This is a genomic window from Aquabacterium humicola, assembly GCF_030167915.1.
GTDB classification, from domain to species: domain Bacteria; phylum Pseudomonadota; class Gammaproteobacteria; order Burkholderiales; family Burkholderiaceae_C; genus Pseudaquabacterium; species Pseudaquabacterium humicola.
Genome location: NZ_JARGNB010000001.1, coordinates 371071 through 395291 on the forward strand (window position 1 = coordinate 371071; position 24221 = coordinate 395291).

At 70.4% G+C, this 24221-nt stretch carries 23 protein-coding genes and 1 tRNA gene; 13 read left to right on the forward strand and 11 right to left on the reverse strand.

Annotated features, from left to right (window positions below):
• Positions 1–75: 75 nt before the first annotated feature.
• From P1K89_RS01670 to P1K89_RS01695, 6 genes are read left to right on the forward strand one after another with little or no spacing between them, the layout of a single operon-like run.
• Entirely contained in the window at positions 76–312 is a 237-nt protein-coding gene (locus P1K89_RS01670) for a formate dehydrogenase (RefSeq protein ID WP_284614619.1), read from the forward strand.
• A 10-nt stretch (positions 313–322) separates the two neighbouring features.
• Complete coding sequence (locus tag P1K89_RS01675) at positions 323–3298, forward strand: formate dehydrogenase subunit alpha (RefSeq protein WP_284614620.1); 2976 nt, start codon at positions 323–325, stop codon at positions 3296–3298.
• 21 nt (positions 3299–3319) lie between these two features.
• A complete protein-coding gene (gene fdh3B / locus P1K89_RS01680) occupies positions 3320–3946 on the forward strand; it encodes a formate dehydrogenase FDH3 subunit beta (RefSeq protein WP_284614621.1) in 627 nt (208 codons plus the stop codon).
• On the forward strand, positions 3943–4182 hold the full coding sequence (locus P1K89_RS01685; RefSeq protein WP_284614623.1) for a hypothetical protein: 240 nt from the start codon (positions 3943–3945) through the stop codon (positions 4180–4182). The genes fdh3B and P1K89_RS01685 overlap by 4 nt, the downstream gene beginning before the upstream one ends.
• Positions 4183–4210: 28 nt before the next feature.
• The gene (locus tag P1K89_RS01690) at positions 4211–5380 is read left to right on the forward strand and encodes a formate dehydrogenase subunit gamma (RefSeq protein WP_284614624.1); all 1170 of its coding nucleotides are present in this window, start codon (positions 4211–4213) and stop codon (positions 5378–5380) included.
• A 32-nt stretch (positions 5381–5412) separates the two neighbouring features.
• On the forward strand, positions 5413–5841 hold the full coding sequence (locus P1K89_RS01695) for a hypothetical protein (RefSeq protein WP_439897946.1): 429 nt from the start codon (positions 5413–5415) through the stop codon (positions 5839–5841).
• On the opposite strand, the gene mobA is transcribed toward P1K89_RS01695, so the two are convergent.
• The 3 genes from mobA to P1K89_RS01710 form a co-directional block, all read right to left on the reverse strand.
• Positions 5804–6409 carry a molybdenum cofactor guanylyltransferase gene (mobA, locus tag P1K89_RS01700; protein ID WP_284616292.1) on the reverse strand — a complete coding sequence of 202 codons (606 nt, stop codon included), beginning with the start codon at positions 6407–6409 and terminating at the stop codon, positions 5804–5806. The two genes, P1K89_RS01695 and mobA, sit on opposite strands and share 38 nt — an antisense overlap.
• Complete coding sequence (locus tag P1K89_RS01705; protein WP_284614625.1) at positions 6406–7110, reverse strand: energy-coupling factor ABC transporter ATP-binding protein; 705 nt, start codon at positions 7108–7110, stop codon at positions 6406–6408. The genes mobA and P1K89_RS01705 overlap by 4 nt, the downstream gene beginning before the upstream one ends.
• Positions 7111–7171: 61 nt before the next feature.
• Positions 7172–7885 (reverse strand): ABC transporter permease, encoded by a 714-nt coding sequence (locus P1K89_RS01710; RefSeq protein ID WP_284614626.1) that lies wholly within the window; start codon positions 7883–7885, stop codon positions 7172–7174.
• Positions 7886–8050: 165 nt separating this feature from the next.
• On the opposite strand from P1K89_RS01710, the gene P1K89_RS01715 reads away from it, so the two are divergent.
• Together P1K89_RS01715 and P1K89_RS01720 are read left to right on the forward strand one after the other, a co-directional pair.
• A complete protein-coding gene (locus P1K89_RS01715; protein ID WP_284614627.1) occupies positions 8051–9184 on the forward strand; it encodes a ParM/StbA family protein in 1134 nt (377 codons plus the stop codon).
• A 7-nt stretch (positions 9185–9191) separates the two neighbouring features.
• Positions 9192–9686, forward strand: a complete 495-nt coding sequence (locus P1K89_RS01720; protein ID WP_284614628.1) for a hypothetical protein — start codon at positions 9192–9194, stop codon at positions 9684–9686.
• A gap of 171 nt (positions 9687–9857) precedes the next feature.
• Here P1K89_RS01720 and P1K89_RS01725 read toward each other — a convergent pair whose 3' ends face one another.
• Both P1K89_RS01725 and P1K89_RS01730 read right to left on the reverse strand, forming a co-directional pair.
• On the reverse strand, positions 9858–10316 hold the full coding sequence (locus tag P1K89_RS01725) for an outer membrane lipoprotein (protein WP_284614629.1): 459 nt from the start codon (positions 10314–10316) through the stop codon (positions 9858–9860).
• Positions 10317–10453: 137 nt separating this feature from the next.
• Entirely contained in the window at positions 10454–11500 is a 1047-nt protein-coding gene (locus P1K89_RS01730; RefSeq protein WP_284614630.1) for an inositol monophosphatase family protein, read from the reverse strand.
• Positions 11501–11697: 197 nt separating this feature from the next.
• Here P1K89_RS01730 and P1K89_RS01735 point away from each other — a divergent pair, with 197 nt between their 5' ends.
• Together P1K89_RS01735 and cysE are read left to right on the forward strand one after the other, a co-directional pair.
• A complete protein-coding gene (locus P1K89_RS01735; RefSeq protein ID WP_350080802.1) occupies positions 11698–12402 on the forward strand; it encodes an RNA methyltransferase in 705 nt (234 codons plus the stop codon).
• Positions 12403–12446: 44 nt separating this feature from the next.
• Positions 12447–13226 carry a serine O-acetyltransferase gene (cysE, locus tag P1K89_RS01740; protein ID WP_284614632.1) on the forward strand — a complete coding sequence of 260 codons (780 nt, stop codon included), beginning with the start codon at positions 12447–12449 and terminating at the stop codon, positions 13224–13226.
• Positions 13227–13262: 36 nt separating this feature from the next.
• Here cysE and mog read toward each other — a convergent pair whose 3' ends face one another.
• Together mog and yjgA are read right to left on the reverse strand one after the other, a co-directional pair.
• Entirely contained in the window at positions 13263–13850 is a 588-nt protein-coding gene (gene mog / locus P1K89_RS01745) for a molybdopterin adenylyltransferase (protein WP_284614633.1), read from the reverse strand.
• Positions 13843–14400, reverse strand: coding sequence for a ribosome biogenesis factor YjgA (gene yjgA, locus P1K89_RS01750; RefSeq protein ID WP_284614634.1), 558 nt, complete (start codon positions 14398–14400; stop codon positions 13843–13845). Before yjgA ends, mog begins: the two co-directional genes overlap by 8 nt.
• Positions 14401–14467: 67 nt before the next feature.
• On the opposite strand from yjgA, the gene pmbA reads away from it, so the two are divergent.
• On the forward strand, positions 14468–15856 hold the full coding sequence (gene pmbA, locus P1K89_RS01755) for a metalloprotease PmbA (protein WP_284614635.1): 1389 nt from the start codon (positions 14468–14470) through the stop codon (positions 15854–15856).
• A 53-nt stretch (positions 15857–15909) separates the two neighbouring features.
• Here pmbA and P1K89_RS01760 read toward each other — a convergent pair whose 3' ends face one another.
• On the reverse strand, positions 15910–17379 hold the full coding sequence (locus P1K89_RS01760; RefSeq protein WP_284614636.1) for a M28 family metallopeptidase: 1470 nt from the start codon (positions 17377–17379) through the stop codon (positions 15910–15912).
• A 209-nt stretch (positions 17380–17588) separates the two neighbouring features.
• Between P1K89_RS01760 and P1K89_RS01765 the strand changes: the two genes are divergently transcribed.
• Together P1K89_RS01765 and P1K89_RS01770 are read left to right on the forward strand one after the other, a co-directional pair.
• Positions 17589–18668 carry a TRAP transporter substrate-binding protein gene (locus P1K89_RS01765; protein ID WP_284614637.1) on the forward strand — a complete coding sequence of 360 codons (1080 nt, stop codon included), beginning with the start codon at positions 17589–17591 and terminating at the stop codon, positions 18666–18668.
• A gap of 226 nt (positions 18669–18894) precedes the next feature.
• Positions 18895–20226: an HD-GYP domain-containing protein gene (locus tag P1K89_RS01770; RefSeq protein WP_284614638.1), complete on the forward strand. Its 1332-nt coding sequence runs from the start codon at positions 18895–18897 to the stop codon at positions 20224–20226.
• 78 nt (positions 20227–20304) lie between these two features.
• Here P1K89_RS01770 and P1K89_RS01775 read toward each other — a convergent pair.
• From P1K89_RS01775 to pepN, 3 genes are all read right to left on the reverse strand, one after another.
• Positions 20305–20380: transfer RNA gene (locus P1K89_RS01775), tRNA-Thr, on the reverse strand.
• A gap of 71 nt (positions 20381–20451) precedes the next feature.
• Positions 20452–21459 (reverse strand): class 1 fructose-bisphosphatase, encoded by a 1008-nt coding sequence (locus tag P1K89_RS01780; RefSeq protein WP_284614639.1) that lies wholly within the window; start codon positions 21457–21459, stop codon positions 20452–20454.
• Positions 21456–24182 (reverse strand): aminopeptidase N, encoded by a 2727-nt coding sequence (gene pepN / locus P1K89_RS01785; protein WP_284614640.1) that lies wholly within the window; start codon positions 24180–24182, stop codon positions 21456–21458. The genes P1K89_RS01780 and pepN overlap by 4 nt, the downstream gene beginning before the upstream one ends.
• Between the last annotated feature and the right edge of the window lie 39 nt (positions 24183–24221).

Here is a 24221-nt window from a genome sequence, read left to right on the forward strand (position 1 = left end):
ATTCGTCGTGAGGGCCGGTTTCCTCGTAGCCGACCTGCGCCTTCGCGCCTTCCGCGCCTACCCAGGAGGACGAGCATGAGCGACCAACGCGGTTTTCCTGCCAGGCCCCTCGAACCCGAGACGCCGCTGAAGCGGCGCGGCCTGCTGGTCGGCGCCGGCGCCGCGGGCGCGGCCGCGGTGGCCGCCACGGCCCTGCCGGTCGCCGCGCCCGAAGCGGCCGCCGTGTCCGCCGCGCCCGGCCCCGTCGACGGCGCGGCCGGCTATCGCCTGTCGGCGCACGTGCTGCGCTACTACGAGACCGCCCGCACCTGAAGGAGCCGCCATGCTGCTCACGCGCAAGCCCGGACCCGCCGGCCACGCCACCGGCCCGTCGGACAGTGGACTCGTCGCCAGCCTCGCGCGCGGCGTGTCGCGGGCGATCCCCACGATGGACCGGCGCGCCTTCCTGCGCCGCTCCGGCCTCGGCGTCGGCACCGGCCTCGCGGTCGCGCAGCTGACGCTGGTGCAGAAGAAGGCCCAGGCCGCCGATGCCCCGGCGGCCGGCGCGCGCAAGGTAGAGATCAAGCGCACCGTCTGCGGCCACTGCTCGGTCGGCTGCGCGGTCGATGCCGTGGTCGAGAACGGCGTCTGGGTGCGGCAGGAGCCGGTCTTCGATTCACCGATCAACCTCGGCGCGCATTGCGCCAAGGGCGCCGCGCTGCGCGAGCACGGCCACGGCGAGTACCGGCTGCGCACGCCGATGAAGCTGGTCAACGGCAAGTACGAGAAGATCACCTGGGACCAGGCGCTCAACGAGATCAGCGCCAGGATGCTCGAGCTGAAGAAGCAGAGCGGGCCCGACTCGATCTTCGTCGTCGGTTCCAGCAAGCACAGCAACGAGCAGGCCTACCTGCTGCGCAAGTGGGTCAGCCTGTGGGGCAGCAACAACTGCGACCACCAGGCACGCATCTGTCACTCCACCACGGTCGCGGGTGTCGCCAACACCTGGGGCTACGGCGCGATGACGAACTCGTACAACGACATGCGCAACGCGAAGGCCGCGATGTACATCGGCTCGAACGCGGCCGAGGCGCATCCGGTGTCGATGCTGCACATGCTGCATGCCAAGGAAACCGGCTGCAAGATGATCGTCGTCGATCCGCGCTTCACGCGCACCGCGGCGAAGGCCGACGACTACGTGCGCATCCGCTCGGGCAGCGACATCCCGTTCCTCTTCGGCCTGCTGTACCACATCTTCAAGAACGGCTGGGAGGACAAGCAGTACATCGCCGACCGTGTCTACGGCATGGACAAGGTGCGCGACGAGGTCCTGGCGAAGTGGACGCCGGACAAGGTGCTCGAGGCCTGCGGCGTCGACGAGGCCACCTGCTACAAGACGGCCAAGACGCTGGCCGACAACCGGCCGAGCACGATCGTCTGGTGCATGGGCCAGACCCAGCACACCATCGGCAACGCGATGGTGCGCGCGTCCTGCATCGTGCAGCTGGCGCTGGGCAACATCGGCAAGTCAGGCGGCGGCGCCAACATCTTCCGCGGCCACGACAACGTGCAGGGCGCCACCGACGTCGGCCCCAATCCGGATTCGCTGCCCGGCTACTACGGCGTCGCCGAGGGCGCATGGAAGCACTTCGCGAAGGTGTGGGACGTCGACTTCGAGTGGATCAAGAAGCAGTTCGCGCCCGGCATGCTGACCAAGCCGGGCATGACCGTCTCGCGCTGGATCGACGGCGTGCTCGAGAAGAACGAGCTGATCGACCAGGAGAGCAACCTGCGCGGCCTGTTCTTCTGGGGCCATGCGCCGAACTCGCAGACCCGCGGCCTCGAGATGAAGCGGGCGATGGACAAGCTGGACCTGCTGGTGGTGGTCGATCCGTACCCGTCGGCCACCGCGGCGATGGCGGCGATGCCCAGCAAGGACGGCGAGCTCAACAAGAACCGGGCGGTCTACCTGCTGCCGGCCGCGACGCAGTTCGAGACCAGCGGTTCCTGCACCGCGTCGAACCGCTCGCTGCAATGGCGCGAGAAGGTGATCGAGCCGCTGTGGGAATCGCGCACCGACCAGATGATCATGTACCAGCTGGCGCAGAAGCTGGGCTTCGACAAGGAGCTGACGAAGAGCCACAAGCTGGTCGCCGGCAAGGGCGGGATGATGGAGCCCGAGCCCGAATCGCTGCTGCGCGAGATCAACAAGGGCATGTGGACCATCGGCTACACCGGCCAGAGCCCGGAACGCCTGAAGGCGCACATGCGCAACATGAACGTCTTCGACGTGAAGACGCTGAAGGCCAAGGGCGGCGTCGACAAGGAGACCGGCTACAAGCTCGACGGCGACTACTTCGGTTTGCCCTGGCCCTGCTACGGCACGGCCGAGATCAAGCACCCGGGCTCGCCCAACCTGTACGACACGTCGAAGCACGTGATGGAGGGCGGCGGCAACTTCCGCGCGAACTTCGGCGTCGAGCGCGAGGGCATGAACCTGCTGGCCGCTGACGGCTCGTGCTCCAAGGGCGCCGAGATCACCACCGGCTATCCGGAGTTCGACCACATCCTGCTGAAGAAGCTCGGCTGGTGGAACGACCTGACCGAGGCCGAACGCACCGCGGCCGAGGGCAAGAACTGGAAGACCGACCTGTCGGGCGGCATCCAGCGCGTCGCGCTGGCGCATGGCTGCCATCCCTTCGGCAACGCCCGCGCCCGCGCGGTCGTCTGGAACTTCCCCGACCCGATCCCGCAGCACCGGGAGCCGCTGTACTCGACGCGGCCGGAGCTCGTCGCCAAGTACCCGACGCACGACGACAAGAACGCGTTCTGGCGCCTGCCGACCTTGTTCAAGAGCGTGCAGGAGAAGAACAAGGACATCGGCAAGAACTTCCCGCTGATCATGAGCTCGGGCCGCCTCGTCGAGTACGAAGGCGGCGGCGAGGAGACGCGCTCGAACCCCTGGCTCGCCGAGCTGCAGCAGGAGATGTTCGTCGAGATCAACCCGGCCACCGCCAACGACCGCGGCATCCGCAACGGCGACAACGTGTGGGTCAGCACACCGACCGGCGCGCGGCTGACGGTGAAGGCGCTGGTCACCGAGCGGGTCGACCGCGAGACCGTGTGGCTGCCGTTCCACTTCTCGGGCCGCTGGCAGGGCGCTGACTTGCTGGCCTACTACCCGAATGGCGCGGCCCCGGTGGTGCGCGGCGAGGCCGTCAACACCGCCACGACCTACGGCTACGACAGCGTGACGATGATGCAGGAGACCAAGACCACGGTCTGCCAGGTGCAAAAGGCCACGACGGCCACCGCCTGATCGGCGATCCAGGAGAACGACATGGCAAGAATGAAGTTCATCTGTGACGCCGAGCGGTGCATCGAATGCAACGGCTGCGTCACCGCCTGCAAACAGGAGCACAACGTGCCCTGGGGCGTCAACCGGCGCCGCGTCGTCACGCTCAACGACGGCATGGCGGGCGAGAAGAGCATCTCGGTCGCGTGCATGCATTGCTCCGACGCGCCGTGCATGGCGGTGTGTCCGGTCGACTGCTTCTACCGCACCGACGAAGGCGTGGTGCTGCACGACAAGGATGTCTGCATCGGCTGCGGCTACTGCTCGTATGCCTGCCCGTTCGGCGCGCCGCAGTTCCCCGCCAATGGCGAGTTCGGGCTGCGCGGCAAGATGGACAAGTGCACCTTCTGCGCCGGCGGTCCGGAAGCCAACGGCAGCGAGGCCGAGAACGCCAAGTACGGGCGCAACCGCCTGTCCGAAGGCAAGCTGCCGGCCTGCGCCGAGATGTGCTCGACCAAGGCGCTGCTCGGCGGCGACGGCGACGTGGTGGCCGACATCTTCCGCACCCGCGTGCTGAACCGCGGCAAGGGCAGCGAGGTGTGGGGCTGGGGCACCGCCTACGGCAAGCCGACGCAGACCTCGCAGGCGGGGTCCGAAGGAGTCAAGAAGTGACCGCGCGGCCGCTGCACGCGCTGGCCCTGGCCGCCGTGCTGCTCGCCGCGGCCGGCTGCGGCGAGCGCTCGCAGAAGCTGGAGCAGGGCACGCGCAAGCCGGATGCGCAGGCCTGGTCGGTGTCCGATGCCGCCCACCCGGCCTACCGCGCGGCGGGCTGGAAGGCGGGCGACAAGCAGGCGTGGGAAGAGCAGCTCCGCCAGCGGAACCAGGCGCAGAACGACTACCTGCGCTGAGCGGCCCCGGATCGACACGGAGACGGCGATGCGACACCTGATCCCCCGCGCGCTGGCCGGCCTGCTGGCCGCGCTGGCCGTGACGATGGCGTCCGGCCAGGCCGCGCCCGATGCGGCCGCGTCCGCCTCTGCCGCCGCGGCGCCGAACGGCACGCCCGCGCTGGCCGGGCCGCCGGCCGGCTTCGTCGCGCCGCCGGAACCGAAGCCCGACGAGAACAATGCGCAGCGCGCGAAGAGCCAGCCCGGCAACAACGCGCCGTTCTGGCGCGGCGTGCGCGAGTCCGGCGTCAACAAGGGCTATTCCAGCCTGCCCGGCGCCGAGCAGGGCGTCCTGATCCAGCCCTTCGTGCAGTACCCGGGCTCGCGCTACACGAATGCCGGCGAAGCCTGGCGGCAGGTCCGCAACGACTGGATCATTCCGTACGGCGGCGCGCTGATCGTGATCACCGTGCTGGCGCTGGCGCTGTTCTACTTCAGCCGCGGACCGCTCGGCGGCCACGTGCCCGACACCGGCCGCAAGGTCGAGCGCTTCACCTTCTTCGAGCGGGCGGCGCACTGGTCGAACGCCACCGCCTTCTGCGTGCTCGCGATCTCGGGCCTGGTGATGGCCTTCGGCAAGTTCATCCTGCTGCCGCTGACCGGCAGCACCCTGTTCGGCTGGCTGACCTACGCGCTGAAGACCGCGCACAACCTGTTCGGCCCGCTGTTCGCGGTGTCGCTGGTGATCGTGTTCTTCACTTTCGTGCGCGACAACTTCCCGCACGCCTCCGACATGCAGTGGCTGCGCAAGGGCGGCGGCCTGTTCGGCGGCGAGGAACCGCCATCGGGGCGCTTCAACGCCGGCGAGAAGCTGATCTTCTGGGGTGGCGTGTTCCTGTGCGGCGGCGTGGCCGTGGCCTCTGGGCTGGTGCTCGACAAGCTGATCCCGGGCATGGCCTACCTGCGCGGCGACATGCAGATCGCCCACATGATCCACGGCGTCGCGACCGCGCTGATGATCGTGCTGTTCCTGGGCCACATCTACCTGGGCACGATCGGCACGCGCGGCGCCTTCCAGGCCATGCGCACCGGCGTCGTCGACGAGGCCTGGGCCATCGAACACCACGGTCTCTGGTACGAGGACGTGCGCGCCGGTCGCATTCCCGCGCAGCGCACGCCGCCGTCCGACCGGCCGGCCCAGCCCGCCGCGCAGGCCTGAGTGAACCGAGAGCGAACCGAGAGGGCACCTTCATGCGCCTTGCCAAGACCTCGCCGACCATCGTGTTCATGGTCCTGCCCCTGTTTGCGCTGCCCGTCGTGGCCAAGCTGCCGCCACTCAGCGACGAAGCCAAGGCCAAGGCCGCGGAGACGGCGGCCAAGTCCGCATGGGGCGACAAGGTCGCCGCGTACAAGCTGTGCCTGTCGATGGACCGCACGGTCGAGCACTACAAGAAGACCGCGCAGGCCGGCGGCAAGCCGGTCGCGGCACCGGTGCCGACCCCGCCTTGCGCCGACCCCGGCCCTTACGTGTCGCCGGTGGCGTCGGCCGCGCCGCCGGCGGCGGCGTCGGCCGTGCCGCCGATCGAGGCCGCCGGCGCGCATTCGCCGCCGAAGACGGCGACGGCACCGCCGAGCACGACGCTCACCGCGAAGGAAGCGCAGGGCCCGGCCAAGAAGTAGAGAAAGCAGAAAAGGCCTGCGGGTCGTCGAATTCGACGTCGGCGCAGCGCTGCTGCGCCGCCCAGGCCTCGATGTCGCCGGCGCCACCGGGGCCGCCGGGGCTGAATCGCACCAGGCTCTCGAGCAGGTCGACCTTCAGCAGGCAGAACGACGGATGCGCGCGGCGCACGCCCGCTTCGCGCGTTATCACCATCGCCATCGACGCCTCGCCGGCCAGCGCAGCGCGGGCCAGGCGCTGCACGAGGTCGAGCGGGAAGCGCGGCGCGTCGCAGGGCACGGTGACGAGCCACGGCGTCTCGCAATGCTCCAGCCCCGTCACCAGGGCGGACAGCGGTCCCGACGGGTCGCCCGTGCCATCGGGCCACACCGGCACGCCGAAGGACTCGTAGGCACCGAGGTTCCGGTTGGCGTTGATCATCACGTTGCCGACCTGCGGCGCCAGCCGCAGCAGCGCATGCATCGCCAGCGGCAGTCCGTCATGCTTGTGCAGCCCGCGGTCGATGGCGCCGAGGCCGGTGCCCGGGCCGCCGGCCAGCACCCAGCCGGTGATGTCGTCCGGATCGATCACACCTCCCATCGCAGGTCCCCCTTCAGGAACAGGTCGAGGCGCTCGTCGACACTGCGCTCGAAGAAGTGCGCGGTCGGCAGGTCCGCGCGGATCACGCCCTGGTCGAGGTAGACCACGCGCGTGGCCAGGCGCTTGGCCTGGCCGAGGTTGTGCGTGCTCATCACCAGCGTCATGCCTTCGGCCGCGAAGCCGGCGAGCATCGCCTCCACTTCCTTCTTGCCGGACGGATCGAGGTTGGCGGTCGGCTCGTCGAGGAACAGCAGGTCGGGCTTCAGCGCCCAGGCGCGCGCCAGCGCCAGGCGCTGCTGCTGGCCGCCGGAAAGCGCCCGCGCCGGGCGCCCGCGCAGCGCGGACAGGCCCGCGCGGTCCAGTGCCTCGTCGGCGCGCTGCCGGCGCTCGGCCGCCGGCACGCGCGCCAGCCAGAGCGCGAGCCGCATGTTGTTGAGCACGGACAGGCGCAGCATGAACGGGCGCTGGAAGACCATGGTCTGCGCGCGGCCCGGCGGGTTGACCGTGCGCGTGCCCGAATGCGGCAGCAGGCCGTGCAGCACCTGCAGCAGCGTCGTCTTGCCGGACCCGTTCGCCCCGATCAGCGCGATGAACTCGCCGCGATGGATCTGCAGCGCCGCCCCCTGCAGCGCGCGCACCTCGCCAAAGCGCACGCCGACGTCGTTGAGGGCCAGCAGCACGGCGGCGCTCATCGGGCCCCCAAGGCCCTGCGGGCCGGCCACCCGAAGGGGCGCGAGTGCCTCCGGGCGTCACTCATCTCACCCCCACCAGGCCGCCGCCGTGCATGCGCTGCGCCGCGCCGACCAGCGCGTTGATCGCGCCGACGATGCCCAGCAGCACGAGGCCCAGCGCCAGCGCCTTGGGCAGGTCGCCCTTGCTGGTCTCGAGCGCGATGGTGGTGGTCATCACCCGCGTGACGCCGTCGATGTTGCCGCCGACGATCATCACCGCGCCGACCTCCGAGATCGCCCGGCCGAACGCGGCCAGGAGGATGGTGGCCACGGCCCAGCGCTCGTGCAGCAGCATCAGCAGCGCGGCCATGAAGCCGCTGGCGCCGATCGATCGCAGCTGGTCGCCGCCGTCGCGCATCGCATCGGCGACGAGCTGGCGCGACAGCGCGGCGATCACCGGCACGATCAGGATCGTCTGTGCCACCACCATGGCCGATGGCGTGAAGAGGATGCCCCAGGCGCCCAGCGGCCCGCTGCGCGACAGCAGCAGGTAGACCAGCAGCCCGACCACCACCGAGGGCAGCGCGAGCAGCGTATTGAGCAGCGTGACGAGCACGCGCCGGCCCGGGAAGGTGCTGATGGCCAGCCCGGCACCGGCGGCCAGCCCGAGGCCCGCGGCCAGCGCGCAGGCCGTGGCGCTCACCGTCAGCGACAGGCCCACGGTGCGCAGCAGCACCGGGTCGCCCTGCCAGATCAGGTCGACCGCGGTGCGGAGGCTGTCGGCGATCGCACTCATGAAGGGGTGTCCATGCGCCGGACAGGATAGCCGGCAACGCGTCGACACGCCGTGCGCGTATCCATCGGCAACCGATGCCCACGCCTCGCGTGGTGCCATGCCTTGGCCGCCGGCCACCGCTTCTATAAAACCAGGGCCGTACCCTGCTGACTGAAAAGGGAGCGTATGGCGAACTCCAGCACCTCCAAGCTCCGGGCGCTCGACGGCGGCTCGGCGCAGGCCGATCCGGCCACGCGTCCGGTCGTGCGGGCCATCGACGTCGGCTTCGGCCTCGTCAAGGCCAGCGTGCGCTCCGGCAACGGCGTGGCCTTCATCAACTTCCCGTCGATGGCGATCCCCGCCGACGCGAGCGCGGTGCGTTCGCTCAGCACGCGGCGGCGCGACACCTTCGACGTGCCGGTCGGTGGCGCGAAGTACGAGGTCGGGCGCGATGTCGGCCTCGCGCAGGCGGGCGGCAGCTTCGGCCGCGACGTCACCGACGAGTTCTACCGCGGCGCCATCTACGAGGCCCTGACCAAGGGCGCGCTGCGCTACATGGTCGAGGCCGGCGATGCGGTGGTCGACGTGCTGGTGCTGGGCCTGCCGGTCAACCAGTACAACGACGCGAAGCGGCGCGACTACCTGCGCGCGCACTACGAGGGCGAGATCGACCTCGGCGACGAGCGCCGCATCAATGTGCGCCGGGTCATCGTGCAGGCGCAGCCGATGGGCGGCTACGCGGCGCTGGGGGACCACCTCGACGACCTCAACGCGGTGATCACCCGCACCGGCGGCGCGCTGCCGCCACTGCCGAATGCCGAATCGCTCGACGACCTGGCCGTGCTGATGATCGACCCCGGCGAGCACACGCTCGACTGGATGCTGATCCAGCAGGGCACGGTGAACCCGCGTGCCAGCGGCGCGGCCTCGGACGCGGGGCGCCACCGCGTGGTGCGCTCGGTGCAGGAGTCGCTGGCCTCGCACATCGGCCGGCCGCTGGGGCCGGCGGTGATGCCGCGCATCAACGAGGCGCTGCGGCTGCGCACGCCGGTGAAGCTGATGGGTGTCGCCCACGAGCTCGAGCGCTTCGAGCCGGAGATCATGAGCGTCATCGAGGACTCGATCAACCTGATGATCGACGGCCTGCGCGACGCGCACGAGATCGTCGACCTGATCGTGCTCGTCGGCGGGCATCCCGATCGCTACCGCGACGTGCTGGTCAAGCGCTTCCCGGCGATTCCGGTGTTCATCATGCCCGAGCCGATGGCGGCCAATGTACGCGGCTTCCAGCTGATCGGCGAGGCGATCGCCGAAGGTTGAATCGCGCGTGGCCGCGCTCCACCTCGAGCTCGAGATCGACAGCGAGGTGTACCCCGAGCTGCACGCGATGTTGTGCGCGCTCGGCAGCGACGCTTCGCGCGGCGAACGGCTGCGGCAGCTCGCGGCCAGCGGCCTGGTGTGGGAGTACGTGCGGCTGCGCGCGCCGGTAGCCGCGGTGCAGCGGGCCTCCGCGACGCCTGCGCCGTGGGCCGGCGCGGGGGTGGCCGCGGCGACGAGGCCGCCCCCGCCCCGGGCGCCGACGGCCGACTTCGTCGACCTCGCGATCGACGCGATGCCGCCGGCGGCACCGGCCGACGCGCGCCCCGCGGAAGCCCGCGCATCGGAGCCGCCGCTGCTGGTCGATGTGGTGCAGGACGAGGGGCCGGGGGCGATGGCCGCATCCGCCGTGCCGATGGCCGACGGCGTGCCGCCCGACGAGGCGTCGACGACGCGTGCGCGCCTGCTGCGCATGCGCGACCGCGGCCTGTTTCGGAACGGCTAAGCCCATGCACAACGAGGATGCGGGCCCCGAGGCCCGGATCCAGGTCTCTCGCCAGCAGGCCCTCGCCGGGCGCGCTGGAGGGAGACCCCGGCCGGTGGCTGCCTTGCTCGGCAGCACCCGCCCGGGAGGTCACCGGAGCGACAGGTCGCGCCGGGACCTGGGACAACGCTGTTAACCGTAGGCGCGGTGCAGCGTTCCACCTTCGTAGCGCACGCGATCGCCGACGCGCAGATCGTCGATGCGCTGGAAGTCGAAGTGGCGGCGCTCGCCATTGTCGAAGCGCACGCTCACACGGTAGACGTCGTCGGCGCGCCGCTTCTCGATGTTGTGGCCGATGATCGCGCCGCCGACGGCGCCGATGCCGGTGGCCGCCGCGCGGCCGGTGCCGCCGCCGACCTGGTTGCCCAGCACGCCGCCGACGATCGCGCCGATCACCGCGCCGGCACCCGGTCCGCGTTGGTCGGCCGCGACGACGTCGATGCCGGCCACCGTGCCGGTCGACGCGGTGTAGTACGAACCGCCGGTCGTCACCGGCGCGTCGGCGACGTTCCGGGTCGAGCCGCAGCCGGTGCCGAAGACGGCGGCCGAGGCGAGAAGGACGGCAAGAGGCCAACGACGCATGGTGTTCATGGTTCTGCTCCAGGTGATGGATGCGTGAACCTTAGGACGTGCCGATGCGCCGCGGTGCCGGCCATAGCTCCCATGCGGCGTCGGACGCGCCGTGCCGCGGCTGTCGGAGAGTCCCTACACCGATGCTGCGCCGGCGATCAGCCGCGCGGCTGCCGCGGGCCGCGGCGAGCGACCGTGCGCGGCGCGATGGGTGCCGGGGCAGCGCCGTCGGCGGGGACGGCGGCCTTGCGGATGCGCACCGGCTTGCGCTCGCGCGGCGCATCGGCCGCAGCGTCGGCCGGCGCGTCGGCGGCGCCCACCGCAGCGGCCAGCGCGTCGACGACCACGTCCGACGCCGGCGCGGCGGCCGGGGCGTCGCCGGCCGACTCGTCGGCCTTGATGACGCGGGTGTACGGCGCCAGCAGCGTCACCAGCTGCGCATAGACCTTCGGATTGCCGGCGACCAGTTCGCGCTGGTAAAGGTAGTCGGCTTCGCCGGTGAAGTTGCCGACCAGGCCACCGGCTTCGGTGATCATCAGCGAGCCGGCCGCCATGTCCCAGGGGTTGAGGCCGGTCTCGAAGAAACCGTCGTACCAGCCGGCCGCGACATAACACAGGTCCAGAGCGGCCGCGCCCGGGCGGCGCACGCCCGCGCAGGACTGCATCACCGTCTCGAACATCTTCACGTAGCGCTGGAAGCTGTCGCCGCGGCGGAACGGGAAGCCGGTGCCGACCAGCGAGTCCGACAGGCGGGTGCGCTTGCTGACGCGCAGGCGGCGGTCGTTCAGGAAGGCGCCGCGGCCGCGCGAGGCGATGAAGAGGTCGTTGCGCGTCGGGTCGTAGACGACCGCCTGCTGTACCACGCCGCGGAACGCCAGCGCGATCGACACCGCGTAGACCGGGAAGCCGTGCAGGAAGTTGGTGGTGCCGTCCAGCGGATCGATGATCCAGACGAACTCGCTGTCCTTGGAGCCGTGCGTGCGGCCCGACTCCTCGGCCAGGATGCCGTGGCCGGGGTAGGCGCCCAGCAGCGTCTCGATGATGGCTGCCTCCGCCGCCTGGTCGACCTCGCTGACGAAGTCGTTCGGTCCCTTGTGCGAGATCTTCAGGATGTCCAGGTCCTGCGAGCCCCGGTTGATGATCGCCCCGGCGGCACGTGCGGCCTTGATGGCGATGTTGAGCATCGGGTGCAGTTGTTGCGACATGGGATGTCCTGATCCTGGAAGACGAAGGCGGCAGCGGGGGGAAAGAACGGGGCCCGCACCGGCGTGGCGGCGAGGTGGCGGCGATGTCGCCGTTTCGGGCGGCGACAATGCGCCGGCGCCGAAAGCGCGCGATTTTAGCCGCCCCGAACCCCGTGCCCGATTCCCGACCGACCCCCGACCCGACGCGTTTCGTGCTGATGCGCACGAGCCACCCCGGCAACGTCGGCGCGGCCGCGCGGGCGATCAAGGTGATGGGCTTCGCCGAGCTGGTGCTGGTGCAGCCGCGTTTTGCCGACGTGCTGAGCCACGAGGACACGGTGGCGATGGCCAGCGGCGCGGCCGACGTGCTGACGCGCGCGCGCATCGTCGCGACGCTGGACGAGGCGCTCGACGGCATCCAGCTGGCCTGCGCGACGGCGATGACGCCGCGCGACTTCGGCCCGCCGACCTTCGCGCCGCGCGCGTTTTTCCCGGCGCTGGCCGCCGGCGGACAGCGCATCGCCTTCGTCTTCGGCAGCGAGCGGCATGGGCTGGCCAACGAGGCGGTCTGGCGCTGCCAGGCCTGCCTGAGCATCCCGACGCACCCGGACTACGGCTCGCTGAACCTCGCGCAGTCGGTGCAGCTGATTGCCTACGAGTGGCGCCAGGCGCTGGGCGGCTTCGACGTGGTGCCGCGCACGCCGCTGGCCGACCTGGCGACGATGCCCGAGGTGCAGGGCGCGCTCGACCACTGGCAGGCGGCGCTCGAGCAGATCGGCTTCCTCGATCCGGCGGCGCCGAAACGGCTGATGCCGCGCCTGCAGCAGTTGCTGAACCGGGCGCAGCTGACGCGCGAGGAGCTGCACATCCTGCGGGGCATTGCGCGTTCCGTGCAGACAAGGTGCCCGCCGGCAGGGAAATAGCCGGCCGCATACACTGGCGCCGCTACACGCCTAAGGTTTGCCAGATGTTCGACCGCCTGCGCGAAGACATTGCCTGCATCCGTGAGCGCGACCCCGCCGCGCGCTCGACCTGGGAGGTGCTGACCTGTTACCCGGGCCTGCACGCACTGGTGCTGCACCGCCTCGCGCACCGCGCCTGGACCGCCGGCTTCAAGTGGACAGGCCGCTTCCTGTCGCACATCGGCCGCTTCGTCAGCGGCATCGAGATCCACCCGGGCGCCACGATCGGCCGCCGCGTCTTCATCGACCACGGCATGGGTGTCGTCATCGGCGAAACCGCCGAGGTCGGCGACGAGTGCACGATCTACCAGGGCGTGACGCTCGGCGGCACCTCGCTGGCCAAGGGTGCCAAGCGGCATCCGACGCTGGGCCGCGGCGTGATCGTCTCGGCCGGCGCGAAGGTGCTGGGCGGCTTCACCGTCGGCGACGGCGCACGCGTCGGTTCGAACGCGGTGCTGCTGCAGGCGGTGCCGGCGGGCGCGACGGCGGTCGGCATTCCGGCGCGCATCGTGCAGAAGTCGGCCGATGCGCAGCGCGAGCAGGCGGCGGCCAAGATGGGCTTCTCGGCCTACGGCGTCACCCAGGGTGACGATCCGGTGGCGCAGGCGATGAAGGGGCTGATCGACAACGCGTCGAGCCACGAGCACCAGATCGCGCTGCTGTGGCACGCGATCGAGAAGCTGTCGTCGGGCGCGCGCGAGCTGCCGGGCAGCGAGTGCGTGCCTCAGGATGCGCACACCACCGAGCGCTTCGATGCCGAGGAACTGAACCGGCTCGTGAAGTAGCGGGTTCGCGAAGGCCGCCAGCCCGCCGCGGCGGTGTCAGCCGTTGCGGGGCGGCCGGACCGCGCTCTTCGGGCGGAACGCCTTGCAGACCGCGTCGTCGGTCTCGAGGTACGGCCCGCCGATCAGGTCGATGCAGTAGGGCACCGCGGCGAAGATGCCGGGCACGCCCTGGTCGGGCAGGCCCTGCAAGGTCTCGGCGATCGACTTCGGCTGCCCCGGCAGGTTGATGATCAGCGCCTTGCCGCGGATCACCGCGACCTGGCGCGACAGGATCGCCGTCGGCACGAAGCGCAGGCTGATCTGCCGCATCTGCTCGCCGAAGCCGGGCATCTGCTTGTCGGCCACCGCCAGCGTCGCTTCGGGCGTCACGTCGCGCGGCGCCGGGCCGGTGCCGCCGGTGGTCAGCACGAGGTCGCAGCGGGTCTCGTCGACCAGCGCGCGCAGCGCCTCGCTGATGCCCTGCTGCTCGTCGGGGATCAGCCGCGTCTGCCAGTCGATCGGATTGCGCAGCGCGCGCTGCAGCCAGTCCTGCAGCGCCGGGATGCCCTTGTCCTCGTAGACGCCGGCCGACGCACGGTCGCTGATCGAGACGACGCCGATGCGAACGGGATCGAAATCACTCATCGGCGCTCTCCTGTTCGACGTCGTCGTCGGTGTCATTGAGCCAGGGCTTGATGAACTGGAACAGCTCGCGGTAGCCGCGGCCGCTGCGCTGCTCGGTTGTCGCCGGGGCGTCCTTGCGCGCGGCGCGCAGCAGGCTGCGCAGGCGCTGCAGGTCGGAGCGCGGGTAGGCCTCGGCCCAGCGGGTCAGCGCGTTGTCGTCGGCGATCAGTTCATCGCGCCACCGTTCGGCCTCGTGCAGCTTCAGCGTGTCCTTCGCCGAGCCGAGCTTGAACGCCGCCACCGCCTCGCGCAGCGGCGCCTCGTCGGCAAAGCGCATCTGCTTGCCGACGTACTGCAGCTGGCGCCGCCGGCCTTCGTGCGACTTGGTGCGGCGGTACGTCAGGATGGCCTCGCGCAGCGGCTCGGGCATCGGTGTCGCCGCGAGGCGGTCGTCGGGCAGCTCGGACAGCTCGGCGCCGAGCGCCTGGAGCGCATGGCTTTGCTGCTTCAGCCGGGTCTTGCTCGGGCGCTCGGCGCGGGCATCGTCTTGGTCTTCGGGATCGGGGCGCACGGAGCGTGATTGGGGTGGGAGGGCGTGGCTATGATTGTCGCCCAGCCCCAGAACAAGAGAGCCGCCCATGTCCACCACCTCCCAGGGCTTCGCCTTCCAGCGCGAGCAGTTCCAGCAGATCATCGAGGACACGTTGGCCATCGCCAAGCAGCTCGGCGCCAGCGACGCCGGCGCCGAGGTCTCCGAGGGCGCGGGCCTGTCGGTCTCGGTGCGCAAGGGCGACCTCGAGAACGTCGAGCGCAATCGCGACAAGTCGCTCGGCGTCACCGTCTACCTCGGCCAGCGCCGGGGCAATGCCAGTACGTCGGATTTTTCGCGCCAGGCGCTTGAGCAGACCGTGCGCGCGGCCTACGACATCGCGCGCTTCACCGCCGAGGACCCTGCCGCCGGCCTGCCGGAAGCCGACGACCTGGCGACCGCCGAGCAGGCCGCGCGCGACCTCGACCTGTTCTATCCCTGGGCGCTGGACGCCGACACCGCCGCCGAGCTGGCGCGGCGCTGCGAGGACGCGGCCTTCGCCACCGACAAGCGCATCGCCAACAGCGAAGGCGGCGGCACCTCGGCACAGCAGTCGCACTTCTGGGCCGGCAACAGCCGCGGCTTCCGCGGCGGGTATGCGAGCTCGCGGCATTCGATCTCGGTGGCGCCGATCGCGGTGCAGCCCTCGCGCAGCCGCCGCGGCGAACCCGACATGCAGCGCGATGCCTGGTACAGCTCGATGCGCGACGCGATGGACCTGGCGTCGCCCGAGGCGGTCGGGCGTTATGCGGCGGAGCGCGCGCTGTCGCGCCTGGCCGCGCGCAAGATCCGGACCTGCGAGGTGCCGGTGCTGTTCGAATCGTCGCTGGCCGCCGGCATGCTGGGCGCCTACGTGCAGGCCACCAGCGGCGGCGCGCTGTACCGCCGGGCCACCTTCCTGCTCGACAGCATCGGCCAGCAGGTGCTCGCCGATCACCTCGACATCGACGAGGACCCGCACCAGCGCAAGGGCAAGGCCAGCGCCCCGTTCGACGACGAAGGCGTGCTGACGCGCAAACGACGCGTCGTCGACGCCGGCGTCGTGCAGGGCTACTTCCTGTCGAGCTACTCGGCCCGCAAGCTCGGGTTGAAGACCACCGGCCATGCCGGCGGCTCGCAGAACCTGTCGCTGACCAGCCGCAACACCCAGCCCGGCGACCACCTCGACCAGATGCTGCGCAAGCTGCACCGCGGCTTCTTCGTCACCGAGCTGATGGGGCAGGGCGTCAACTACGTCACCGGCGACTACTCGCGTGGCGCGGCCGGCTACTGGGTCGACAAGGGCCGCATCGTGCACCCGGTGCACGAGGTGACGATCGCCGGAAACCTCAAGGACATGCTGCGCAGCATCGTCGCGATCGGCGCCGATCGTTACACGATGGGCGGCAAGACGGTCGGCTCGATGCTGCTGGACCGCATGAAGGTGGCCGGCGCCTGACGTCCGAAGGACGCGGCCGCCACCGCCAGGCGCACCGTCAGCGGCTCAGCGGCTCAGCGGCTCAGCGGCAGCGGAAAGGCCGCCAGGCTGGCATGGCCGTCGCGGTCCACCGCCTGCACGCCGAAGATCAGGTTGTCCTTCGACAGCCCGGTCATCACCACCCGGGTCACCATGCCGACGTCGCGCCGGTGCTGCCACACCGGCGAGCCGGTCTCGCGCCAGACGACGCGGTAGCCGGCGAGGTCGTCCTCGGTGTTGGGCTCCCAGCGCAGCGCGGTGTCGTTCGTCAGCTCGAGCACCTCGATGCGTGCCTGCTTCGGCGCCGCCGGTGCCCGTGCCAGCGCCGCGAGGCCGGCGATGTTGATGCGCGCGACATCGGCGACGTAGGCGAAGTCGACGAATTCCGGCAGGTCGCCGTAGCGCACGCCGTTTTCGATGCGCACGTCCTGGTGCTGGTGGCGGAAGTTCTCGAAGGGTTCGGTGAAGCGCACCGCCGGGTAGCCGCGCGCCAGGAAGGGCAGGTGGTCGCCGCCGCGCAGGTAGCGGTCGGGGCGCTGGATCAGGTTGACCTGGAAGCCCGGCAGCGCGCGTTCGCCGATCTCCTTCAGGTGGCGGCCGAGCTGGTGCGTCGGCAGGTCGGCGTTGCCGCCGGCACGCGCGAGGGCATCGAGCTGCTGGCGCACCGCCTCCTGTGCTGCCGCGTCGTCGGCGCTCTGGTTCGCCGGCGGCCGCAGCACCAGCCGCAGCAGCGGCGTCAGCCCGTCGGCGAACAGGCGCAGCTGCCGCGCATCGCGCTGGCCGAAATCGCCGACCGGGCTGCCGATGATGTCGTTGGTGATCATCGCGTCGATCTGCAGGCCTTGCCGCTTCGCCTGTGCGGCCCAGTGCGTCGCGCCGAGCAGGCCCTGCTCCTCGCCGGCCACCGCCATGAAGACCAGGGTCGCGTCGAAGCGGTGGCGCGCCATCACGCAGGCCATCTCCATCACCGCGGCGGTGCCGGAGGCATCGTCGTTGGCACCGGGCGCGGCCGACTGCGCGTCCATCACGTCGCTGGCGCGCGAGTCGTAGTGGCCGCTGACGACGATCAGCCGCTCGCGCGAGCCGGCCTGCGTTCCGGGCAGCGTCGCCACGACGTTCACCACCGGCGTCGCCCGCGGCACGCGGGCGCCGGGCGGCTCGACGTGTTCGTCGAAGGCCACCTGCAGCCGGCCGCCGGCGGCGACCGAGCACGCGTCAAGCTCGGCCTTGATCCAGCGCCGCGCCGCGCCGATGCCCTGCGTCGCGGACGTGGTGTCCGACAGCGTGTGCCGCGTGCCGAACCCCACCAGCGCCCGGATGCGGGACTCGATGCGCTGCGCGGAGATGTCGGCGACCAGCGCGGCGATGACCGCGTCGGCCCCCGGGGGAGGCGGCGCGGAAACGCCTGCGCAGGCCGCGAGCAGGGCCGGCGGCGCGAGTCGGGCGAGTCGGGCGAGTCGGGCGACAGGAACGGCGGCGCGGTTCGTGAAGCGGGCGGCGGGCATCGGCCGAGTGTCGCCCCCGAGCGCCGCGGCGGCCTGGGACTTTCCCGAATTTCAGGGAGTTTCAAGCTCGCGGCCCTAGTCTGCGCAGCGGTCGCGCCCCGCAGCCTGGGTCCGGACCGCCGCGTTGACGGGGTTTCACCCCCCGCGAGGCGTTGGACCGACTTCTAGAATGCCGCGCGTTTCATTGCGAAATTACACAGGAGATGTGCATGGAACGTCGTTCCTTCGTTCGTAGCGCCGGTCTCGCCGGCGTCCTGGCAGCAGGCGTCGCCCCGGCGGTGCATGCGCAGGCCACGATCCGCTGGCGCCTCGCGTCGAGCTTCCCGAAATCGCTGGACACCATCTTCGGCGCGGCCGATGTCTTCGCGAAGAAGGTCAGCGAACTGTCGGGCGGCAAGTTCACCATCAGCACGCACGCCGGCGGTGAACTGATGCCTCCGTTCGGCGTCGTCGACGGCGTGCAGAACGGCACCGTCGAAGTCGCGCACACCGCGCCGTACTACTTCTTCGGCAAGGACGAGACCTTCGCGATCGGCTGCGCGATCCCGTTCGGCCTGAATTCGCGCCAGATGACCGCGTGGATGGTCGAAGGCAACGGCCTGAAGCTGATGCGCGAGTTCTACAAGCAGTACAACATCGTCAACTTCCTCGGCGGCAATACCGGCGCGCAGATGGGCGGCTGGTACCGCAAGGAGATCAAGTCGATCGCCGACGTCAAGGGCATGAAGATGCGCATCGGCGGCTTCGCCGGCAAGGTCTTCGAGAAGCTCGGTGGCGTGCCGCAGAACATTCCCGGCGGCGAGATCTACCAGTCGCTGGAGAAGGGCACGATCGACGCGGCCGAGTGGGTGGGCCCGTACGACGACCAGAAGCTCGGCTTCAACAAGGTGGCGCCGTACTACTACTACCCCGGCTGGTGGGAAGGCGGCCCGCAGCTGGACTTCTTCGTCAACAGCAAGGCCTACGAGGGCCTCTCATCGGAGAACAAGGCCATCATCGAGTGCGCCGCCGCGGTGGCCCACGTCGACATGCAGGCCAAGTACGACGCGAAGAACCCCGCCGCGCTGAAGCAGCTGGTGGCCGCCGGCACGAAGCTGTTCCGCTTCCCGAAGGACGTGCTCGAGGCCGCGTTCAAGGAGTCGATGGCCCTGTACAGCGACATCTCCGGCAAGAACCCGAACTGGAAGAAGGTCTACGAGGACTACGCCGCGTTCCGCCGCGACCAGAACCTGTGGTTCCGTTTCGCCGAAGCCGGCTTCGACGACTTCATGCAGTCGCAGAAGCTGTAAGCCGGCGGCACGGTCGTCATCGACCGTCGCCCCAGCGGCCCCGCTCGCCGACCTGGCGGCGGGGCCGTGTTCTTTGCGACTGCCGCAAGAGCGAATTGACATCGTTCAAGATGGCCGGCTGCCGACAAGAACTCCTGACACGATGCCGTGTGCACTCCCCGCTTTTGATGGCTCCAGATGCGGCCCCGCCTGCCGACAGTGAGCATCAGGGAGGTGCGAAGCGCACATGGTCGACGAAACGCCGAGCGTCAACGAGCACTATCTGGACCGTGTCGTCGAGGTCTCCGAGACCACGACCGTCGAGGCGATCGAGGACATCGTCAGCGGCAACGGCATCAAGCTGGTCGCCAAGGGCGCGCAGATCGACGCGCGGGTGCGCGACCGGCTGCTGCAGCACAAGCTGCGCAAGCCCCTGGAGACCTCGGTGCGTGTCGTCGATGGCGTCGCCAGCCGGCCGATGGAGAAGGTGGCCGACCTGCTGTTCGGCCGCCATGCACTGCTGGCGGGCGTGTGCGGCGAGGCCGGCAAGCGGGCCGTCGCCGCGGCGCTGCGCGAGCTGCGGCTGAGCACGCCGCTGGAGTCCTTGCTCAGCGTCTACGCGGCGCAGGGCCCGCAGAAGCTCGAGCATGCGGTCGGCGTCGGCCTGCTCGCCGCGGCGCTGATGCACGAGCTGGCGCCGGCCGACGCGGCAAGCCGCCACACGCTGCTGGTCGCCGGCCTGTTGCACGACGCCGGCGAGCTCTACATCGATCCCGCGATCCTGCGCCCGGGCCTGCGACTGACGCACGAGCAGTGGAAGCACATCGCCGCGCACCCGATCGTCGCCGCGCGCGTGCTGCGCGAGATGCCGGGTGCCGGCCCCGCCGTGGCCGACGCGGTGCTGAACCACCACGAGCGGCTCGACGGCTTCGGCTACCCGCAGGGACTCGCCGGCCCGAAGTTGCCGCTGGCGGGCCAGGTGCTGGGACTGGCCGAGATGCTGATGGGCGTCATCGAGTCCGGCCGCAGCCCAGGCGAACGCGCGTCGGTCGCGGTCAAGCTGATCCCGGGCGAATTCGACCGCCGGCTGCTCGGCCGCGTGGCGTCGATCGCCCGGGTCGTCGGGGTCTCGGATGTCGCTGCGGGCGACCAGGCGCCAGTGCAGCCCGACGAACTCGCGGCGCACGCGGTCCGGCTGGCCGCTGCGCTGAACGGACTCAACGACCTGCGTGCGACGGTCGAGCGCCGCGTCGTCCGTGCCAGCGCAGCGCTGCAGGCGCTGCTGGAGCATGCGATCGAGCGCTGCCGGCGAATCCGCATGGCCTACTCCAGCACCGGCCTCGACTTCCTCGACATCGACGCAATGCGTGCGCAGGTGGCTGCGATGGACGCGCGCACGCACTGCGAAATCGCGATCGTGATGCGCGAAGTCGAGTGGCGGCTGCGCGAGGTCGAGCGCGAGGCGCGCATCCGCGCCGAGCGCTTGCCACCGGGCGAGAGAGTGCTGGTGCGGCAGCTGATCGACGATGCGAAGGAAGCGGCGCGGCGCGCGACGGATGCCGCGCTGGCCGTGTCCTGAAACCGCTGGCCGGGTGGCACATGGGCTCCACAAAGCAAGAGGGCCCGGACGTGCGTCCGGGCCCTCGGGCTTGAATCATGGTGCCGGTGAAGAGAGTCGAACTCCCGACCTTCGCATTACGAATGCGCTGCTCTACCAACTGAGCTACACCGGCACGGTGAAACGCGGAGTATAGAGGATTTTTCGCGGCGCCTTGTCGCCGCCCGCTCCGCGATCAGGCAACGATCAGTCGGCCGCCAGGTGGTAGTCGGTCACGCGCTGCACTTCGTTCTTCGAGCCCAGCACGACGCTGACGCGCTCGTGCAGCTTCTCCGGCACGAGGTCCAGGATGCGCTGGCGGCCATTGGTCGCGGCGCCGCCGGCCTGCTCGACGATGAAGGCCATCGGGTTGGCCTCGTACATCAGGCGCAGCTTGCCGGGCTTGTCGGGCTCGCGCTGGTCCCAGGGGTACAGGAAGACGCCGCCGCGCGTCAGGATGCGGTGCACGTCGGCCACCATGCTGGCCACCCAGCGCATGTTGAAGTCCTTGCCCCGCGGGCCTTCCCTGCCGGCCAGGCACTCGTCGATGTAGCGCTTCACCGGCGCGGCCCAGTGACGCATGTTCGACATGTTGATGGCGAATTCCTTCGTGTCCTCCGGAATCGACACCCCCGACTGCGTCAGCACCCACGAGCCGGTCTCGCGGTCGAGCGTGAACATCGCGACGCCGGAGCCGACCGTCAGCACCAGCACCGTCTGCGGGCCGTAGACGCAGTAGCCGGCCGCGGCCTGCTGCTTGCCCGGCTGCAGGAAGTCTTCCTCGGCGACGCCGCGCGTATGGCCGACCTTGCGCAGCACCGAAAAGATGGTGCCGATCGAGACGTTGACGTCGATGTTCGACGAGCCGTCGAGCGGGTCGAACAGCAGCAGGTACTCGCCCTGCGGATAGCGGTTGGGCACGACGTGGATCGAGTCCATCTCCTCGCTGGCCATCGCCGCGAGGTGGCCGCCCCATTCGTTGGCCTCGATCAGCACCTCGTTGGAGATGACGTCGAGCTTCTTCTGCACCTCGCCCTGCACGTTCTGCGTGCCGGCGGTGCCCAGCACTTCGCCGAGCGCGCCCTTGTTGACCGAGATGGCAATGCTCTTGCACGCGCGGGCGACGATCTCGAGCAGCAGGCGCAGCTGGCTCGGGATGTGGCCGTGCTCGCGCTGCTGCTCGACGAGGTACTGGGTCAGGCTGATGCGTTTCATGCGGCGGCAGGGGCAGGGGCGGGTTCGGGCGCCGATTCGAGGGCCTTGGTGACGATCTCGCGCACGTCCGGGCTCAAGTCGACCTTGGCCGCGACGCGGGCGATGGCTTCGCGGGCGGCGCCGCGCAGCGGCTCGGCGAGGTGGGTCCAGCGGTCCATCGCGCGGGCGATGCGCGAGGCGATCTGCGGATTGATCGCGTCCAGCTCGAGCACGCGGTCGGCCCAGAACACGTAGCCGGCAGCATCGCCGCGGTGGAAGGCGGCCGGGTTGCTGTGGCAGAACGCGCCGATCAGGCTGCGCGCGCGGTTCGGGTTCTTGAGCGTGAAGTCGGCATGCTTCATCAGCGCCTTGACGCGGCGGAATACGCTGCCGGCCTGTTCGCCGAGCGGCTCCGGCGCCATCGCCTGCAGCGAGAACCACTTGTCGATGACCAGCGCATCGTCGGCGAACAGCGCGTGGAAGTGGTCGAGCGCGGCCTCGGCGAGGTGCGAGTGCGCGACCACCAGCGCCTCCAGCGCGCCGAAGCGGTCGGTCATCTGGCCCGCGTCCTTCACGCGTTGGTAGGCGCGGCCCTGCCAGACCGGGTCGCCCATCTCCACCGCATGCAGCACCAGGTTGCGCAGCGCCAGGTTGGCCAGCGCGCGGCGGCCGGCCTGTTGCGCGTCGGGCCGGTAGCCTTCGCGCACCTGGTGCTGTTCCCAGGCCCAGACCCAGTCGGCATGCAGGCGCGCGGCGAGCTGCCGGCGCATCAGCTCGCGCACGACGTGGATGCGCTGCGGGTCGACGCTCGCGCACTGCTCGGCGACGTAGGCCTCGCTCGGCAGCGTCAGCACCAGTTCCTTGAACGCGGCGTCGAGCGACGGATGGCGCAGCACGCTGCGCATCGCCTCGATGAAGGCCTCGTCGAGCACGGCCTCCGACGCGCGGTGCTCGACCGCCTGCAGCATGCGGTTCAACGCCAAGCGCTGGCCGGCTTCCCAGCGGTTGAACGGGTCGTGGTCGTGCTTCAGCAGCTGCAGCAGCGATGCGTCGTCGAGCCCGTCGCGCAGCAGCACCGGCGCCGACAGCCCTCGCAGCAGCGAGGGCACCACCGGCACGTCGATGTTGACGAAGCGGAAGGCCTGCACGGTGTCGGTCAGCACCAGCACGCGCTCGGTGCCGGTCGGCGCGGTCTCGTCCTCCAGCTGCAGTGGCATCGCGCGGCCGGCGGCATCGACCAGGCCCATCGCGACCGGGATCACGTAGGCATGCTTGTCGGCCTGGCCGGGCGAGGGCGCCCAGGTCTGGCGCAAGGTCAGCGTGAAGGTCTGCGTCGGCGCGTCGAAGATGCCTTCGGCGTGCAGCGTCGGCGTGCCGGCCTGCGCGTACCAGCGCTTGAACTGCGTCAGGTGGGCGGCCAGCGCGCTGCCGGGGTTGGCGTCGGCGATGGCCTGCGCGAAGTCGTCGCAGGTCACGGCCTGGCCGTCGTGGCGCTGGAAGTACAGGTCCATGCCGCGGCGGAAGCCCTCGCGGCCGACCAGCGTGGCCATCATGCGCACGACCTCGGCGCCCTTCTCGTAGACCGTGGCGGTGTAGAAGTTGTTGATCTCGACGTAGCTGTCGGGGCGCACCGGGTGCGCCATCGCGCCGGCGTCCTCGGGGAACTGCGCGGCGCGCAGGCCGCGCACGTCGTCGATGCGGCGCACCGCGCGCGCCGACGGCGAGCCCGCCATGTCGGCCGAGAACTCCTGGTCGCGATAGACCGTCAGGCCTTCCTTCAGCGACAGCTGGAACCAGTCGCGGCAGGTGATGCGGTTGCCGGTCCAGTTGTGGAAGTACTCGTGACCGACGACGCTCTCGATGCCGAGGAAGTCGCTGTCGGTCGCGGTCGCGGGGCTGGCCAGGACGTACTTCGTATTGAAGATGTTCAGGCCCTTGTTCTCCATCGCGCCCATGTTGAAGTCGCCGACGGCGACGACCATGAAGCGCTCGAGGTCCAGCGACAGGCCGAAGCGGGCTTCGTCCCACGCCACCGACGCGATCAGCGAGTTCATCGCGTGTTCGGTCTTGTCGAGGTCGCCGCGGCGCACGTAGACCTGCAGCAGGTGGTCGCGGCCGGCGCGCGAGCGGATGCGCTGCTCGCGCGCGACGAGGTCGGCCGCGACCAGCGCGAACAGGTAGCTCGGCTTCGGGAAGGGGTCGTGCCACTTCGCGCAATGGCGGCCGCCGTCGAGGTCCTTCTGCTCGAGCAGGTTGCCGTTGGACAGCAGCACCGGGTACTTCGCCTTGTCCGCGCGCAGGGTCACCGTGTAGACCGCCATCACGTCCGGCCGGTCGAGGAAGTAGGTGATGCGGCGGAAGCCTTCGGCCTCGCACTGGGTGAAGAAGCCGCCGCCCGAGGTGTACAGGCCCGACAGCGCGGTGTTCTTCTCGGGCGAGATCGCGTTGCGGATCTCGAGGGTGAAGGCGGCATCGGCCGGCGGGTTGTCGATCACCAACTGGCCGGGCTCGTGGCGGAACGAGACGCTCTCGCCGTTGGCCAGCACGCGCAGCAGGTTGAGCTCCTCGCCGTCGAGCTTCAGCGGCTGGCCTTCGGGGGCCGACGCATTGCGCTCGATCTGCAGCTTGCTGGTGACGATCGTCTTGGCCGGATCGAGGTCGAAGGTGAGGTCGACGGAGCGGATCCAGAACGCCGGGGCCTGGTAGTCCTCGCGGCGGATCACGGTGGCGGGTCCTTCACGCATGGTGCTTGGTCTCCTTGGCGTCGCCCCGGGGGGGCCCGG